This window comes from Blautia glucerasea, assembly GCF_020537505.1.
In the GTDB taxonomy this organism is placed as follows: Bacteria; Bacillota; Clostridia; order Lachnospirales; family Lachnospiraceae; genus Blautia_A.
This window is the reverse complement of the sequence record NZ_JAJBMO010000006.1, coordinates 135598-152875: the sequence shown is the minus strand read 5'-3', so window position 1 is coordinate 152875 and position 17278 is coordinate 135598. Positions and strand designations below refer to the sequence as shown.

The window sequence follows — 17278 nt, the reverse complement described above, 5'->3', positions numbered from 1 at the left end:
AACATGCTGTATTTTGAAAATGATTACTGTGAAGGTGCTCACAAAGCAATTTTAAAAAGATTAATGGAAACCAATATGGAGAAGGTTCCAGGATATGGTCTGGATCCTTACTGCGACCAGGCGAAGGAGAAAATTAAAACAGCCTGCGGCTGCCCGGATGGAGAAGTGTATTTCCTGGTAGGCGGAACCCAGACAAATGCAGTTGTGATCGCATCTATGCTGAACCGTTATGAGGGCGTGGTTTCTGCAGTTACGGGACATGTAAACGCCCATGAAGCCGGTGCCATTGAATTTACCGGACACAAGGTCCTTCCGCTTCCCCAGAAGGATGGTAAGATTTCTGCCGCAGATCTGAAAGATTACCTCGGAACCTATTATGCAGATGGCAGCTACGATCACATGGTTTTTCCGGGAATGGTTTATATTTCTCATCCTACCGAATATGGCACTCTCTATACCAGACAGGAGCTGGCTGATATTTCCAGCGTGTGTCGGGAGTACCAGATCCCGTTGTTCTTAGATGGCGCCAGACTTGGCTATGGACTGGTGGCAGAGACAGATGTGACATTGAAAGAGATTGCGAAATACACCGATGTATTTTATATTGGCGGAACCAAGGTAGGAGCCCTGTGCGGCGAGGCCGTTGTTTTCCCGAAAAAGGCACCCAGGCATTTCTTCACCATGATCAAACAGCAGGGGGCACTTCTGGCAAAAGGCAGACTTCTTGGAATCCAGTTCGATACTCTTTTTACAGACGACTTATATCTGGAAATCAGCAAAAATGCCATCAAAACTGCGGCGAAGCTGAAAGCTGCCCTTAAAGAAAAAGAATATGAGTTTTTCATCAATTCCCCTACCAACCAGATCTTTGTCATTCTGGAAAATAAGAAGATGGAGGAACTGGGCGAGAAGGTGAAGTTTAGTTTCTGGGAAAAATATGATGACAACCATACCGTAGTCCGCTTTGCAACAAGCTGGGCAACGAAGATGGAAGATATTGACGCGCTGATCGGGATATTGTAATGAAATAAGCGGAAACCCCTCTACGCCCAGCGCGCCACCGGCATTACCACCATCACCCATCCCCAGGAAAAGCTGGGCGAGATGGCAGCCCCCGCTGATTCTGGAAAAAACTAACGGTGTGTCCGAAGAAGACAGTGAGGTAGAACGTCTGATGTTATTGTTCACTGGTAATGTTCCGCGAGGTGCTTTTTGTGAACAAAATTCACAAAAAGCCCGAGAATTGCGGCGCGAAATCATGCGAATGCATGATTTCTGTGCATCGCGAAGCGTGTTGCTGTGAATGGAGTGAACAGTAACCGTCTGATCCAGCCATTTCCAAGGGAGATATTGACGCTCTTGTGGAAGAATATTATAATAAATATGATATTATTCTGGAAGGAAAAAATCCGGAAGAATTCAAACGTCATGTAGCAGTACAGGCAGGAATCAAGAATGAACTTTGCTGAAATAAGGTAGCATTCCGCGAGGTGTTTTTTGTGAATGTAGTTCACAAAAAATGAGACCCTAGGCGCGAAAACATGCATAGCATGATTTCTGTGCATGGCGGAGCGCGTAACGGCGAAGGTACTGAACAGTTACATTGCGCATTATAAAAGACAATGGGAGGATTTTACACATGGGAGCTACAGAAGCAAAACAGGCAATTCTGGACAATAAGACCGCACTTGGAATCGAGTTTGGTTCTACAAGGATCAAAGCGGTTCTGGTAGATGGAAATAACGCACCGATCGCATCTGGCGGACACGAGTGGGAGAACCGCTATGAGAACGGTGTCTGGACCTACAGTCTGGAGGACATCTGGTCCGGAATCCAGGACTGCTATCAGCAGATGGCAAAGGACGTCCAGGAGAAATACGGAGTAGAGCTTACAAGCGTAGGCGCTATTGGAATCAGCGCCATGATGCATGGCTATATGCCATTTGACAAAGCAGGAAACCTTCTGGTTCCATTCAGAACCTGGAGAAACAATATTACAGGAGAGGCAAGCAGAAAGCTGTCCGAGCTTTTCCAGTACAATATCCCACAGAGATGGAGCATTGCACATCTGTATCAGGCAATCTTAAACGGTGAGCCACATGTAAAAGACATTGACTATATTGCAACTCTGGAAGCCTATGTACATTGGAAACTAACCGGCCAGAGAGTCCTTGGAATCGGTGACGTTGCCGGAATGTTCCCGGTTGACAGCACCACCAAGGATTACAATGAGAAAATGGTTCAGCAGTTTGATGAGCTGGTTGCTTCCTATGGATTCCCATGGAAGCTCCGTGACATTTTGCCAAAATCACTTGTTGCAGGACAGGATGCAGGGTGTTTGACAGAAGAAGGCGTAAAGCTTCTTGACGTAACGGGCAAGCTGAAAGCCGGAATCCCAATGTGTCCGCCAGAGGGCGATGCTGGTACCGGAATGGTAGCTACCAACAGTGTTGCAAAGCGTACTGGAAATGTATCCGCAGGTACTTCCGTATTTGCATCTATTGTTCTGGAAAAAGAGTTATCAGCACCATATTCTGAGATTGATATGGTGGCAACTCCATCCGGACATCCGGTTGCAATGGCACATTCCAATAACTGTACCTCTGATCTGAATGCATGGGTAAATATTTTCCGTGAGTTTGCTGAGGCAATGGGCATGGAAGTAGATATGAACAAGCTTTTTGGAACCTTATATAACAAGGCTATGGAAGGTGATGTGGACTGCGGCGGACTTTTGTCCTACTGCTATTTCTCAGGCGAGCATATGACTGGATTTACAGAAGGAAGACCACTGTTTGCACGTTCTCCTGAAAGCAAATTCAACCTGGCAAACTTTATGCGAACCAATCTTTACACCTGCCTTGGCGCAATGCGGGTTGGCCTTGACATTCTGTTTAAGAAAGAGGGCGTAAAGGTTGACCGTCTTCTTGGACATGGCGGACTGTTTAAGACAAAAGGGGTTGGACAGCAGATCCTTGCGGATGCTGTAAACGCTCCTGTTTCTGTTATGGAGACTGCCGGTGAGGGTGGTGCATGGGGAATTGCGGTTCTGGCATCCTATCTGGTAAACAAAGATGGAAACGAGACTCTGGAAGACTTCCTGGATACCAAGGTGTTCGCAGGAAACCAGGGAAGCACCCTGAATCCGGATCCGGAAGGCGTAGAAGGCTTCAACATGTTCATGGACAGATACATGAAGGGCCTGCCAATCGAGCGCGCAGCTGTGGATTCCAAAATCTGGTAAGCTGATTTCAAAGGAAACCTGAGAATAATGGCACAGAAATCATGCAAAGCATGATTTCTGTGCATTGCAAGGCGTGTAACTGTGAAGGTACTGAACGGTTACCAATATTAGGTAATGTTTTCCGAAGTACATTGCAGTGAATAAAGAAATAGTAATGGCCTCCTACATTTCAGAATGTGAAATTTTACAGGATTCTGGTGTGTGGGAGGCCTTTTATGTTATAATGGGAACCAATGAGCCAACGTGCTTGCACCATTGGCGAAAGGAGACACACACATGGTTTTCAGTTCAATGCTCTTTCTCTGGATTTTTCTGCCGCTTGTACTGGCAGCATACTATATAAGTCCCAGAAAAATCCGAAATGGGATCCTGGTATTTTTCAGCCTGCTTTTTTATGCATGGGGAGAGCCTGTTTATATTTTTCTTATGCTGTTTTCGGTTGGGGTGAATTTTGCAGGAGGAATCCTGATCGAAAAGAATCCTGGGAAAAAGAAGAAAATCCTGATAGGGACCGTTTGCATCAATCTGGCTCTGCTAGGCTATTTTAAATATTTCAGTACTCTGGTGGAAGCCATAAGCGGGATTTTTGCTTCTGACGGAGACGTTGGCACTGTTTTCCAGGTGGCGCTGCCCATTGGAATTTCTTTTTATACCTTTCAGGCGATGTCCTACGTGATTGACGTGTACCGGGGAGAGACGAAGGCTCAGCACAATTTCTGGCACATGCTTCTTTATATTTCCTTTTTTCCACAGCTGATCGCAGGCCCGATTGTGAAGTACAAGGATATTGCAGCACAGATTACAGGCCGGAAGGAAACGGTTCAGAAGTTTGCCTCAGGTGTTATGCGTTTTTGCTGGGGACTGGGGAAAAAGGTGATCCTTGCCAACTCTTTTGCAAAAGTGGTGGATGATATTTTCAAATATGGTCCTTATGCAGTATCGCGAAAAGCACTCTGGTTGGGGGCAATCCTTTATATGCTGCAGATTTATTATGATTTTTCCGGCTATTCTGATATGGCCATCGGTCTTGGAAAAATGTTTGGGTTTGAGTTTCAGGAGAACTTCCGTTACCCTTATGTGGCACGCTCGGTACAGGAATTCTGGCGCAGATGGCACATTTCCCTGTCCTCCTGGTTCCGGGATTATGTGTACATTCCTCTTGGGGGAAACAGAGAGGGAACTGTGTGTACCTACCGAAATCTGTTGATCGTATTTTTCCTTACGGGAATGTGGCATGGGGCAGGAATGGCGTTTCTTCTGTGGGGACTTTATTATGGACTGTTTCTGATCCTGGAGCGGGCAGGACTTGGAAAAAAGCTGGAAAAGCTGCCAAAGGCAGTTGGTTGGGGGTATACCATGGTGGTGGTATTCTTTGGCTGGATCCTGTTCCGGGCAGAGGATCTTTCCTTGTTTTTTGCCTATGTAAGAAACCTGTTTGTATCCCATGGAGGAATCATCCTGCTGTCGGCTTATCTTGATGGAAAAATGCTCCTTCTGATGGTGTTGGGAGTTTTGCTTGCCGGAATTCTGCAGAAATTATATGAAAAATGCAGAAGTTGTTTTCCCGGGAAAATCCCGGAAGCAGGTGTGGTAACAGTGCCAAGAATACTTGCTTGTGCGGCAATCTTCTGGATCTGTGTAACCATGCTTGTAAATAACAGCTATAATCCATTTATTTATTTTAGATTTTAACGGACAGAATATGAAAAAACAAAAAGTATTGATCACATTGTTTGTGGGAAGCCTGGTTCTTCCGAACCTGATATGGGCGGGCTTTTCCGGCTATTTTAATACAGAAAATAATGAAAACAGGGAACTGGCTTCTTTTCCCCAGGTAAGCCTGGCCTCTCTTGGGGACTTTCCATCCCAGTTTGAAGCCTTTTATAAGGATCATGTACCTTTTAAAAATGCTTTGGTGAATTTTTATAATTTAATTGACACAGAGTTTTTCCAGACAACGAAAATCGGAGATGTTGTGATTGGGGAAGATAACTGGCTATTCTATCTGCCCTCTAAAGATGGGGAAAACGCCATGGCAGATTACCAGAAGACCAATGTGTACAGCCTGGAACAGAGCGCTGAGACCGCGGCGAAAATTGAGAAGGTGCGGGATTGGTTCCTGGATAAGGGCGTGGAGCAGTTTCATTATTATGTAGCGCCAAGCAAAGAGACTATTTATTCTGAATATATGCCAGATAAGCCGGAAGTGATTGGGATGGGGGATTCCAGAATGGAAACCTTTGCCAGATACATGAAGGAGAACTCAGATGTGGAGTTTGATTTCCTGGCGGATTATCTGGAAAAATATTCTGAAAAATACCAGCTTTTCCGAAAATATGATACCCATATGAATAATCTGGGCGGCTATATCACAAATGAAAAAATCGTGGAGGATCTGACTGGGGAGTGCCTTCCCATTGGAGCCATTCAGGTGATGATGGGAACCAATCCCTGCAGAGGAGATCTGTCCAGAATGATCGGACGATACAAGGAACTAGATGATGACCGGGAGTATGGGCTGGACCATTTTCATGACGGTGTGCGCTATAAGGTGAGAAAAGAGAAGAGCGAAGGTGGCGAGGAAATCCTGAAGGTGTTTAAGTCCAACTCGTCAAATGAGAAGACACTGATGGTGATCGGAGATTCGTTCCGGCTCCGTTTGGAGAAATATATGCCGTACCGTTATCAGAAGACTGTATTTGTGCGGATCGACGATTTCAAGCAGGAGCTTCTGGAGAAATATATGCCGAATGATGTGATCCTGATCACAGTGGAGCGGGACCAGCGGTATATGGAGAATCTGGATAGTTACATTATACAGGCTGAGGAAGGATAAATGGTATAATAAGAAAGCCGTAGTGGTTCCAAAGGGGCTGTTCAATCCGTTCACTGCACTCCAAATGGAATTGTTAAATTATTGAGAATTTTTATTAAATTTCTAAATATTCAGAACAAAATTCTTACATTGACAATAAGTACGGCAAATGATATTCTGATACTAACTTGTTTTGTCAAAATTGTTTGTTATAGCACGATGAACCGGCGCTGACAGATACTTGACAGATCACAGAAAATGCAAGGATATTCCAAAGGAGGATATTATGAAGAGAAAAAAGATCACCGCAATTTTGTTAGCATCTTTCATGGGAATCAGCACAATGCCAGCTACCGCGTGGGCAGCAGACTCCTATAAGGAAACTGAAAAAGCAGCAGTGGCCAAGGCGATTCAGGAATTTGGCGCTGATTACGCAGAAAGTCTTTCCCAGATGAATACCGAAGAGGTGAAGGGAAACGCTGAAATGAAGATCAGTCTGGATGATGGTGGAAAAGCAATTCTTGGAATGCTTTCTCCTGTGGATATCTCCTGGCTGTCGGATGCATCTATCAGTGCGGATGTTGGTCTTACAGACAAGGTTATGACAGAAGCTATGGATCTGAACGTGAACGGAACAAAGATCTGTACCATCGAATATTACATGGATATGGAGAATTCCGAAATTTATATGAAGATTCCAGAGCTGAGCGATGGCTATATCAAGATGAATATGGATCAGATGACACAGGAAGCTGTGGAAGAAGCGGATCAGGAAATGGATTCTTCCTTCAGTGCCAGCATGGATATGGCAGATGCCATGAACAGCTATTTCTCCACTTTGGAGAATCTGCCGGAAGCAGATGTGCTTACTTCCATTCTGACCAGGTATACAGACATTATTTTTGACAATGTTGCAGATGCTGAGAATCCGGGAACACAGGAAGCGGTTGCTGGTGATGTAAGCCAGGAGCTGACTGTTCTTGAGGGACAGGTTACACAGTCAGAGGCACTTCCAATGTTACAGCAGATCCTTGACACTGCGAAGACAGATGAGGAGCTGAAGGGGCTGATCGAGACCTGGACAGCAGCGGCTAATGATCCGGACTACACCTATGAGACCTTCCTGGAAGCAATTGATGATATGGAGGAGGAACTGGATGTAGAGGCTGATGAGACAGACCAGTCCGGATTTGTTTTAAGAGCATGGGTGGATGCTGACGGCGAAGTAGTTGGACGCCAGTTCCTTGCAAATGATGGACAGCAGGAAGAGGAACTTTTGGGATATCTGTGCACAACAGATGGAGAGAAGAAGGGACTTTCCTTCCAGTTTGGTTCTGGAGATGATACCTTTGCATTGGAAGGCAGCGGCGAGATGAGCGGCGACCTGTTAAACGGAAGCTATACACTTTCTTCCGGCGGAACAGAGGCTGCTGTGATCGATGTTGTTGGTTATGATACCAAAGCTATGGCAGATGGAATCTGGAAAGGTACTTACACCATTTCCGGTGCACCTGTAGAGGATGAGGATGGCAATTCCTATGATTCCTTCGGCGGTATGCAGCTGATCTTTACAGCTGACGGTGCAGATAAAGACAGCATGGAGTGGAATCTTGCTCTTGCAGCAAGCGGAACAACTCTTGGTTCTATTTCACTGGCAGGTGGCAATGGCGGTGAGGCTCTTGCAGCAGTTGATTTTGCTTCCCTGACAGATGTTTATGATTTCAGTAATGATGACGATATAGAGGCTTATACTGCTTCTATGAATATGGATGCGCTTACAGAGAATCTTACCAGCGCAGGCATGCCGGAGGGCTGGCTGGACGATGTGCTGGCTGCTACAGGCGACAGCGCAATCGAAAGCACAGAGACAGATGGTGTTGCTGAGTCTGAAGAGCAGACAGATATGGCAGGAGATACATTGGACGACAGTGAGACACCTGCAGCTTAATCGGTAATAGGAACGACCTACAGTGGGGCAAATACAGTGGGGCAGACGAAGTAATTTGTCTGCCCCGCTTACTTAATGAATCGAATTCGTAGAGCGTGTTTGAGATTGTCTTTTGTTTATTTTTAGGGGGAATGATTTGAGGAAAAGAAGTTGTGGAGTTATTTGGTTGATTGTGCTGCTTTGCACCATGTGTGCGCTGCCGGTATCGGCCTCTTCTTATGTGAAGGCGTCTAATACCAAAGTGAACATCACATCTAAGAAACATGGATGGGTGAAAAAAGGCAAAGACTACTATTATTATAATTCTAAAGGGAAGCTGCTGTGTGGAAAAATCAAGTACAAAGGAAATTACTATTACAGTACTAAAGATGGAAAGCGTTTTACCGGCTGGCTGAAATCTGGCGGAAAGCTTTATTATTACAACCGGAAAAACGGTATTATGTTACGTAACAGATGGGCAACCGGGACCAAGTATAAGTATTATTTTAACAAATCTGGTGTGGCAATTGCCAGCAGCTGGCTGACTTATGGCGGAAAGCGTTATTACTTCCTGGCAAATTCCAGAATGGCAACCGGCTGGCAGAAGATTGGTAAATATCGTTATTATTTCAATAAGAAAACAGGTGCTTTGGCGAAAAATATGTGGGTGGGCCGATATTATGTCAACAAAAAAGGGCAGAGAACAGGAAGCCGGAGACCAGACGTGAAGGTGAACGATTCCCATTATACATATAAAAGCAGCACTCTGAATATAGACCTGAAAAGAAAATCTATCCATGGCATTCCCTACTGGGTAGCTGTGGTACAGACTGCAAATGCCAGTCAGTTAAAATCGGCTTTGTCATATGGTACATATGGAGGAGCCAGACAGACTACTTCCAGTGCCATCTCCAGCAATGGAGGCGTTATCGGCATAAATGGAAGTGCATTTAGTTATCAGACTGGGAAACCGTCACCTCTTGGTATGTGCATCAAAAATGGTGTGATCTACGGAAACTATCATACCAGCTACAGTGTAATGGCTGTGAAAAATGACGGCACCATTTATACTCCGAAGATGGGGCTTCTGGGAGATGTACTTTTGAAAGCGGGAGTAAAGGATACCTACAATTTCGGACCAGTTCTTATTAAGAACGGTAAGGCACAGCCGGCCTGGGCAGAAACAGCCAAGTATTATCCAAGGACTGCTGTAGGAATGGTAAAGCCCGGCAAGTATGTACTTCTTGTCACCGACACCGGCACCTATTCCGGCCTGAATCATTGGGACCTGGTAAACATCTTTAACAGCTACGGCTGCCAGTACGCCTACAACCTGGATGGCGGCGGCTCCGTAACCATGTACTATAATGGAAAGGTCATGAATCGGCTGATCAATAATTATGAGAGACCTTGTGGGGATTTTCTGTATTTTACTAATTGAGAACGAGAGAGGGCAGTGTGGATGCTGTCCTCTTTTTGCGCGCTGCAAGCGAAGGATTTTGTCTTGCCGTTGGCAAGGCCGCGGCGGATAGAGAATATGAGTGGAGAAGAATTGGACATGAATCCCTGCTCGTGATTTCAATGTGTCAAATTCCCGTGATGATAATCGGTCAGCTTGAGTAAAAGAATAATAAGATAATTACGATCAATAACGCCGATACAGGATTATAATAAATCCTATTCGGTGTTATTGATTTTTACATGGCATTCTTTACTCTATAAGAAGTTCACGAAATTTATCACATCGAGTTGGAATTGTTGACAATCATATTGGCCTAGACTATACTTGGTTTAAAAAGCATATAAGTAGATGCTGAGTTCAAGGGAGTTAACGTTGATATTATACGCAATACTCCACATGTAACAGGCAGCAGCTGGATTGGACCGGATCATCTGAGTACCGCTACAGAAGAGTGGCGCAAGGAGATACTTGAGACAACAGCAAACTATATTGTTGATTTCATAGAAGAGTTCAAGAAAGCAAAACTTTCATAAAGAGGTGTCAGAATGGATAAAAAAACAACGTTGGAAATGATTGCAGCAATTTCAAATGCAAACGGTACATCAGGCTTTGAAGATGAAGTGGTTGCAGCGATTCGTCCTTATGCAGAAGGACTCGGAGAAGTTACAGAAGATCGCATGCGCAACCTATATATCCGCCGTAAAGAAAATAACGGCAAACGTCCGGTTGTTCAGCTTGATGCACATAGTGATGAGGTTGGTTTTATGGTGCAGGCTATCTGCCCGAACGGAACTCTCCGCATCATTCAGATCGGAGGTTGGGTTAACCACAATATTCCGGCTCATAAAGTCTTGGTCCGCAACCGATTCGGAGAATATATTCCGGGTCTTACTACCAGCAAGCCTCCGCATTTCATGACAGAGCAAGAGCGTAAAGCACCTCTGGATATGAAAGATATCACGGTAGATGTTGGCGCTGTTTCTAAAGAAGAGGCGGTTGAAAAGTTCGGCATTCGTATCGGTGAACCGATAGTGCCGGATGTGACATTTACATATTCAGCAACTACAGATCTGATGGTGGGCAAGAGCTTTGACTGTCGCCTGGGATGTGCAGCAATTCTTAAGACCATGCATACCCTGGCTGGTCAGGATTTGAATGTGGATATTGTTGGCGCTTGTGCAGCACAGGAAGAAGTTGGTGTACGTGGTGCCACTGTGACAGCAGAGGTAATTAAGCCAGATATCGCAATTGTTTTTGAAGGCTGTCCGGCAGATGATACGTGCGTTGAGCAGTATATGGTTCAGACGGCTATTAAGCGTGGTCCGATGCTTCGTCATATTGATTCACGCATGATCACCAATCCGCGTTACCAGAGATATGCACTTGATCTGGCAGAAAAGCTTGGCATCCCGGTTCAGGATGCAGTCCGCAGTGCTGGTTCAACCAATGGTGCAGTTATACATCTGACTGAAAAAGCAGTTCCGGTCATCGTTATTGGTGTTCCGGTTCGCTATGCGCACACACATTATGGAATTTCAGCTTATGCTGATTTTGATAATGCGGTTAAGTTGGCATGCGAAATTCTTAAAAGACTTGACGAAGAGCAGATTATGAGTTTTTAAAAAATATAATGTGTTCTACATACAATATGTAAAAAATTTCTGGATTTTATGCAGGAGCTGAGATAAGCAGAAACTGCATAAAATCCATTTTTTTATCTTTGTTGAATAAAGAGAGGATTCTCATAATTCGAGAAATATAAAGGTGCAATTCTTCATGATGGATGTGTATTATGAAAAATAAATTTGTTATAGTGACAATTTCAACAAAAAAGCAGAAATATAAATAGGGGGATCAGATGGAAACAACACAGAGAATTCGATTAATCCGGATAATGTATGCGAAGATGAGATGCTGCATTTAACACGGTCATAGTTGGATTACCGCTAATAGCAATTTCTCCGCTGATTTGTGGATTATTAGAATTTAGATCAGATTCTGTTTTTTTCACTAATGACAGGATTTCCTCTGCACGTTTTCTGAGTATAATTTCATCTTCTGTCAATATGATTTTACGCTTTCCACGAATAAGCAGTTGTTTCCCAAATTCATTTTCCAGCTCCATGAGTTGCTTTGAAAGATAAGGCTGCAAGATATGCAGGCTCTCAGCAGCTCTTGTGATATTCTCTTCTTTGGTTACTTTCAATAATGAAATATTATGTGAAATGGCACGGAAGCATCACAAATCAGTGGCACAGATTGTTTTAAGATGGCTTGTGCAGAGAGAAATTGTTCCGGGCGTAAAGTCTGCAAATCCTATAAGGATGAGGGCAAACCCTTATAAATCCAAAGAGAAACACCCGGTAGGGGAGCTACCGGGTGTTTCGAGGGGAGTATAAATAATTAAATAAGGGGTTATGTAAAAAAATTTTTGAAGGGTAAATTCTTTTACAAGACAAATTATAATATAAACTGAAAAAAAAAGCAATATCATTTTGATGAATATTCCTTCTGCAATTGGTTACAATACACAAAGTAATCTGAAAACAGCTGCTGGATGCGGAACAGAACGTGGACAGCGGCATTCAACAGGAGGAATACGCAAATGGCAAAAAATTATGAGTCTGAAAACAAAAACAGTAAAAATTCTACAAACAGATCTTATGAAAATGAGATGAATTCTCAGGATTGCAAGAACTCTTACACAAAAAACAGCAGCAAAAACAAGAGCCGCAATTCTTACGGATCAGGGGAAGATACTACTTCCAGATATTAAAATATTTTAAGAAAGGGCGCAGGGTCTGTTGACTCTGCGCCCTTGTTGGGAGGTTTAATGTATGCCGGAGGTTATTGCTGAGCAATGAGGAATGATTTTTCAGACACGCTCTAACGCTGTACGCGTCCTGCGCCGTCGCTTTCAATCATGGAAAGAACTTCTGATTCTGTAATATAATTTAAGTCACCTGGAATCGTGTGTTTGACCGCGGCAGCTGCAAGACCAAATTCAAGGGCTTTTCTGTTTCCCATATTGGCCAGAATACCATGAAGAAAGCCAGAAGCAAAGGAATCGCCGCCACCAACCCGATCAACAATATGAAGCATATAATCACGACCTTTGTAGTAGTCACCTGCTGTGCAGACAGCTCCGGACCAGCCATTGTCGGACGCACTGATGCTGCTGCGGAGGGTAGTGACCAGGTGTGTGAAATGATAGTGATCTAATACATTGCGCATGTGTTTTTCGTCCACGCAGATATTATATTCACCATTAATAAAATCAATGCCATCTTCTGTATAGCCAAGACATTTTGCAGCATCACGGGCATTTCCGAAGCAGATATCTACATATTCCATCATCTCAGAGAGCATTTTCTGTTTGCCTTCTATGTCAGATGTCCATAATTTGGAACGGTAATTCAGGTCAAAAGAAACAGTTACATGGTGTTCTCTGGCCTTTTTTAGTGCAGCAAAAGTAAGTTCTTTTGCGTCTGCACTTAATACCGGAGTGATGCCGGATACATGAAAAAGATCAGCATCTTTAAAGATTTCGTCGAAATCAAATTCATCAGGAACTGCTTTGGTGATTGAGGAATCTGCACGGTCATAAACAACACTGGAAGGACGAACGGAGGCACCGTTTTCAAGGAAATAGATTCCAAGACGTTTGTCGCCTCGGGCAATGTAGTCACAGTCAACATTTAAACTTCGAAGTGTGCTGATCGCAGCATCGCCAATGGCATTTTCCGGTATTTTGGAAAGAAAAACAGAATGATGACCAAATTCTGCCAAAGATGCAGCAACGTTGGCTTCTGCGCCACCATAGTTGATCTCAAAATTGCGGGCCTGGGCAAAACGCTGATATCCAGGAGGCGAGAGTCGCAGCATGATCTCGCCTAAAGTTACAACTTTAGCCATTCTTATACCTCCCTGACAGTATGGACAAGTTCGACAGCTTCTTTGGTAAGTGCTGTGATCTTGTCAAAATCTCCGGATTTAATGAGGCTGCCTTTGACCATCCAGCTTCCACCGCATGCAAAGATTTTTTCATAGCGGAGATAATCACAGAGAGTTGCTGCACTGATGCCGCCTGTAGGCATAAACTGCATCATATTATACGGAGCAGCCAGAGCTTTGATCATCGGAAGGCCGCCGGAAGGTTCTGCCGGGAAAAACTTCACAAGGCGAAGTCCCAGCACATAGGCCTGGGCAAGTTCACTTGGGGTTACAACTCCAGGAGTTACTGGAACACCTTTTTCCATGCAGTAGCGGACAATTTCCGGATCAAGACCAGGAGTAACAATAAAACGTGCTCCGGCAGCTACTGCGCGGTCAACCTGTTCTTTTGTGAGAACTGTGCCGGCTCCCACGATCATCTCAGGATACTGGGATGTCATAATGCGGATGGATTCTTCTGCGGCGTCTGTACGAAATGTTACTTCGGCACAGGCAAGATCACCATCGCAGAGTGCCTTTGCAAGAGGTGCAGCATCATTGGCATCATCTAACACAACAACAGGGACAACACCAAATCTACCAAGTTTTTCTAAGGTTGTATTCATAATATAAAATCTCCTCTTTCTGAGCAGACAGCACACACAGATTATGTGCTGTCATGATAAAAGTATTAGATCAGTGTTTTCATTACTTCATATGTGCCGTTCTCACGGATCTGGGTTAAGTAATTGCATACAGCTGCTTCAAATCCGGAAATCTGTGTCAGATCTTCACCCCAGAAGGAAGTATTGGTGCATACTGCATGAACAAGATCTGCTGCGGAATCATCTTTATGTGCAAGGTAGAATTCGAGAACTGCCTTGTCATCTTTTACAGTGTATTCATTGGCTGCTCTTTTTGCTGTAAGTCCGTCTTCGCTCAGAGTATATCCGTTATAGAATGCAATGTAGAAGGCGAAAGAAGCTGTGATGCATGCAGGAAGAGTACCTTTGCGTTCAACATATTTTTTGAGGGAAGGCATAACACGTGCTTTCCATTTGGAAGTTGAATTCAGAGAAATGGAAAGAAGAGCGTGATCGATAAATGGGTTTTTGAAACGTTCTGTAACAGCTGCGGCAAAATCTTCGAGCTCAGCTTTGGGAAGATCCAGAGTAGGGATGATCTCGTCATAAATAGTTTTGTTCATAAATCCACAGATCACATCATCGTTCATACAGTCTCTTACAATGTCCTGTCCTGCAAGATATGCACCAAGTACAAAGGAGGTATGCGCGCCGTTTAAGATACGTACTTTTCTCTGCTTGTATGGTTTGTGGTTGTCAGTGATCAGGATTGGAAGGTTCGCTTTGTCAACTGGGAATTCGTCTTTGATTGACTGAGGTCCTTCGATTACCCAGAATCCGAAGATTTCACCTGTGTCGATCAGGTTGTCTTCATAACCAAGCTCGTTGCAGATTGCAGCAGCTTCATTTCTAGGATATCCTGTTACAATACGGTCTACAAGTGTAGAACAGAAGATGTTTTCAGCTTTGATCCAGTTGATAAAGTCTTCGCCGAGATTCCACTGCTTTGCATATTTTAATACACATTTTTCAAGTTCTTTTCCATTATCATCGATCAGCTCACAGGAGAGAATGATAAATCCTTTGCCGGCTTCCTGACCGAATTTCTGGAAACGACGATACATAAACTGAGTAAGTTTTCCAGGATAGCTGTTAGCCGGAACATCAGTAAACTGACAGGAAGAATCATAAGTAATTCCGGCTTCAGTTGTATTACATGCGATAAAACGGAGGTCCGGGTTATCTGCACATGCAAGAACTGCTTCAAAATCCTTATATGGATTGAGACAACGGCTTACACAGGAGATAACACGTTTTTTGTTTACTTTTTTGCCATCCTGGAATCCACGGAGAAATAAGGTATAAAGACCCTCCTGCTCGTTGATTATGTCAGCAAGACCTGGAGCGATTGGCTGACACAGAACAACCTTGGAGTTGAATCCTGCTTTTTCATTTAACTCATCTATAAAATAATCTACAAAGGCACGGAGAAAGTTTCCTTCACCAAACTGAAGTACACGTTCCGGTGCTGATTCAAGAAGGTATCCATCATAACACTGTTCTTTTAAAGTAGCATAAGATAATTTTTTCATTTCTGTATTTTCCTTTCATATATAATTCGATTTATAAAGTAACTCCCTGTTTGAAAATAGCCATATCATGGAAACCGGCTTCTTCAGATTTTGATTTCTTTCCGGAAGCAATTTCAAGGACAAAGTCCAGAAGATTTTCTGAAAGTTCATCAAGAGGAGTATCATTTACCATGACTCCACAGTTGAAATCGATCCAGTTTTGTTTCTTTTGGGCAAGCTGGTTGTTTGTGGAGATTTTAACTGTAGGTACAGGACTTGCAAAAGGTGTTCCTCGTCCGGTAGTAAAAAGTACAATGTGTGCCCCGGATGCTGCAAGAGCAGTAGAGGCAACCAGATCATTGCCAGGTGCGCTCAGCAGGTTTAATCCTTTTTCCTTTACAGGTTCTCCATAAGAAAGAACTCCCATAACAGGTGCACTTCCGGATTTCTGCGTACATCCGAGAGATTTGTCTTCCAGACTGGAAATACCGCCTTTTTTGTTTCCTGGAGAAGGATTTTCATAAATGGTCTGGTTGTGACTTTTAAAATAATTCTTGAAATCGTTGACAAGGGCAACTGTCTGGTTGAACAGATATTCTGTCTCGCAGCGGTTCATAAGTGATTCTTCAGCGCCGAACATTTCAGGAACTTCTGTAAGAATTGTAGATCCGCCCATAGAAATCAGTTTATCAGAAAATGCACCAACAGTAGGGTTTGCCGTGATTCCAGACAAACCGTCAGAGCCGCCGCATTTCATACCGATTGTCAGTTCAGATGCACTGATTGGTTCACGTTTAAATGAGGATGCATAGGAAATCAGTTCTTTGACGGCTTCAACACCATCACTGATCTCATCTTCGCATTCCTGGGCAACGAGAAAACGTACACGCTCAGGATCATAGTCCCCGATAAATTTCTTTAATTCATCGATGCTGCTGTTTTCGCAGCCAAGTCCAAGAACCAGAACACCGCCTGCATTAGGATGGTTCACTAAATCAGCAAGGATCTGACGTGTGTTATTCTGATCATCACCCATCTGGGAACATCCGTAAGGATGTGGAAATGCACAGACACCATCAATCTGGTCTGTCATGTACTTCTGCGAGGCCCGCTCAATAGCAGATGCGACATTGTTAACGCAGCCTACTGTAGGAATGATCCAGATTTCATTACGTACGCCAACACCACCGTTTTTTCTGCGATAGCCCTGGAAGAATTTTGGCTCCCGGTGTGGAAGCTCTGTGATATTTTTGTTATATGTATAAGTAAGAAGATCTCCCAGCCCTGTTTTTAAATTGTGAGTATGAATCCAGGAACCTGCAGAAATTTCTGTGGTTGCACGTCCAATGGGATTACCATATTTAATAATGGAATCACCAGGCTTGAGATTTTTTAATGCAAACTTGTGTCCCTGCATGATGTTTTCTGTAAGAGTGAGTGTGGAGCTATCAAGTTCGATCACAGTGCCTTTCGCCAGAGGCTGAAGCGCAACGGCTACATTATCTGAAGGATTAATTTTAATAAAAGATTTCAAGAAATCAACAACCTCCTTTATGTGAAAATAATATATGTAAGAGCTTACATCCAAATTACATCAACAAAACAGGAACGTCAATAGAAAATGGGAAAAAAGCTAAAAATGGTAAAAATACACAATATGTCATGCGTAAATTTGGCTGTTCTTCAAATGCTGTATGAATTGAAAATGACACTTATTTATCGTATACTGTGATTGGAGTGTA

At 43.7% G+C, this 17278-nt stretch carries 13 protein-coding genes; 8 read left to right on the top strand and 5 right to left on the bottom strand.

The features are described from left to right. Nucleotides 1-3 precede the first annotated feature (3 nt). The 7 genes from LIQ05_RS07370 to LIQ05_RS07340 all read left to right on the top strand — a co-directional run bounded on the left by LIQ05_RS07370 (nt 4) and on the right by LIQ05_RS07340 (nt 11070). The gene (locus tag LIQ05_RS07370) at nt 4-1023 is read left to right on the top strand and encodes a threonine aldolase family protein (RefSeq protein ID WP_226819702.1); all 1020 of its coding nucleotides are present in this window, start codon (nt 4-6) and stop codon (nt 1021-1023) included. A gap of 616 nt (nt 1024-1639) precedes the next feature. Continuing rightward, complete coding sequence (locus LIQ05_RS07365) at nt 1640-3244, top strand: xylulokinase (RefSeq protein WP_226819701.1); 1605 nt, start codon at nt 1640-1642, stop codon at nt 3242-3244. Nucleotides 3245-3520: 276 nt separating this feature from the next. After that, complete coding sequence (locus LIQ05_RS07360; RefSeq protein ID WP_226819700.1) at nt 3521-4936, top strand: MBOAT family O-acyltransferase; 1416 nt, start codon at nt 3521-3523, stop codon at nt 4934-4936. Between the two features lie 10 nt (nt 4937-4946). Next, nucleotides 4947-6080, top strand: a complete 1134-nt coding sequence (locus tag LIQ05_RS07355) for an alginate O-acetyltransferase AlgX-related protein (RefSeq protein ID WP_226819699.1) — start codon at nt 4947-4949, stop codon at nt 6078-6080. A gap of 265 nt (nt 6081-6345) precedes the next feature. Beyond that, complete coding sequence (locus tag LIQ05_RS07350; protein WP_226819698.1) at nt 6346-8007, top strand: hypothetical protein; 1662 nt, start codon at nt 6346-6348, stop codon at nt 8005-8007. 136 nt (nt 8008-8143) lie between these two features. Continuing rightward, nucleotides 8144-9427 (top strand): phosphodiester glycosidase family protein, encoded by a 1284-nt coding sequence (locus LIQ05_RS07345; protein WP_226819697.1) that lies wholly within the window; start codon nt 8144-8146, stop codon nt 9425-9427. A gap of 566 nt (nt 9428-9993) precedes the next feature. Beyond that, complete coding sequence (locus LIQ05_RS07340) at nt 9994-11070, top strand: M42 family metallopeptidase (RefSeq protein ID WP_226819696.1); 1077 nt, start codon at nt 9994-9996, stop codon at nt 11068-11070. A gap of 260 nt (nt 11071-11330) precedes the next feature. On the opposite strand, the gene LIQ05_RS07335 is transcribed toward LIQ05_RS07340, so the two are convergent. Then, nucleotides 11331-11654 carry a LysR family transcriptional regulator gene (locus tag LIQ05_RS07335; protein ID WP_226819695.1) on the bottom strand — a complete coding sequence of 108 codons (324 nt, stop codon included), beginning with the start codon at nt 11652-11654 and terminating at the stop codon, nt 11331-11333. Between the two features lie 399 nt (nt 11655-12053). Between LIQ05_RS07335 and LIQ05_RS07330 the strand changes: the two genes are divergently transcribed. Then, entirely contained in the window at nt 12054-12224 is a 171-nt protein-coding gene (locus LIQ05_RS07330; RefSeq protein ID WP_226819694.1) for a hypothetical protein, read from the top strand. A 110-nt stretch (nt 12225-12334) separates the two neighbouring features. Here the strand turns inward: LIQ05_RS07330 and LIQ05_RS07325 are convergent, their stop codons facing one another. From LIQ05_RS07325 to LIQ05_RS07310, 4 genes are all read right to left on the bottom strand, one after another. Beyond that, a complete protein-coding gene (locus tag LIQ05_RS07325; RefSeq protein ID WP_226819693.1) occupies nt 12335-13363 on the bottom strand; it encodes a sugar kinase in 1029 nt (342 codons plus the stop codon). Nucleotides 13364-13365: 2 nt separating this feature from the next. Further along, nucleotides 13366-14007, bottom strand: a complete 642-nt coding sequence (locus tag LIQ05_RS07320; RefSeq protein ID WP_226819692.1) for a bifunctional 4-hydroxy-2-oxoglutarate aldolase/2-dehydro-3-deoxy-phosphogluconate aldolase — start codon at nt 14005-14007, stop codon at nt 13366-13368. A gap of 65 nt (nt 14008-14072) precedes the next feature. Continuing rightward, nucleotides 14073-15557 (bottom strand): tagaturonate reductase, encoded by a 1485-nt coding sequence (locus tag LIQ05_RS07315; protein WP_226819691.1) that lies wholly within the window; start codon nt 15555-15557, stop codon nt 14073-14075. Between the two features lie 31 nt (nt 15558-15588). Next, nucleotides 15589-17070, bottom strand: a complete 1482-nt coding sequence (locus LIQ05_RS07310; RefSeq protein WP_226819690.1) for a UxaA family hydrolase — start codon at nt 17068-17070, stop codon at nt 15589-15591. Nucleotides 17071-17278 lie beyond the last annotated feature (208 nt).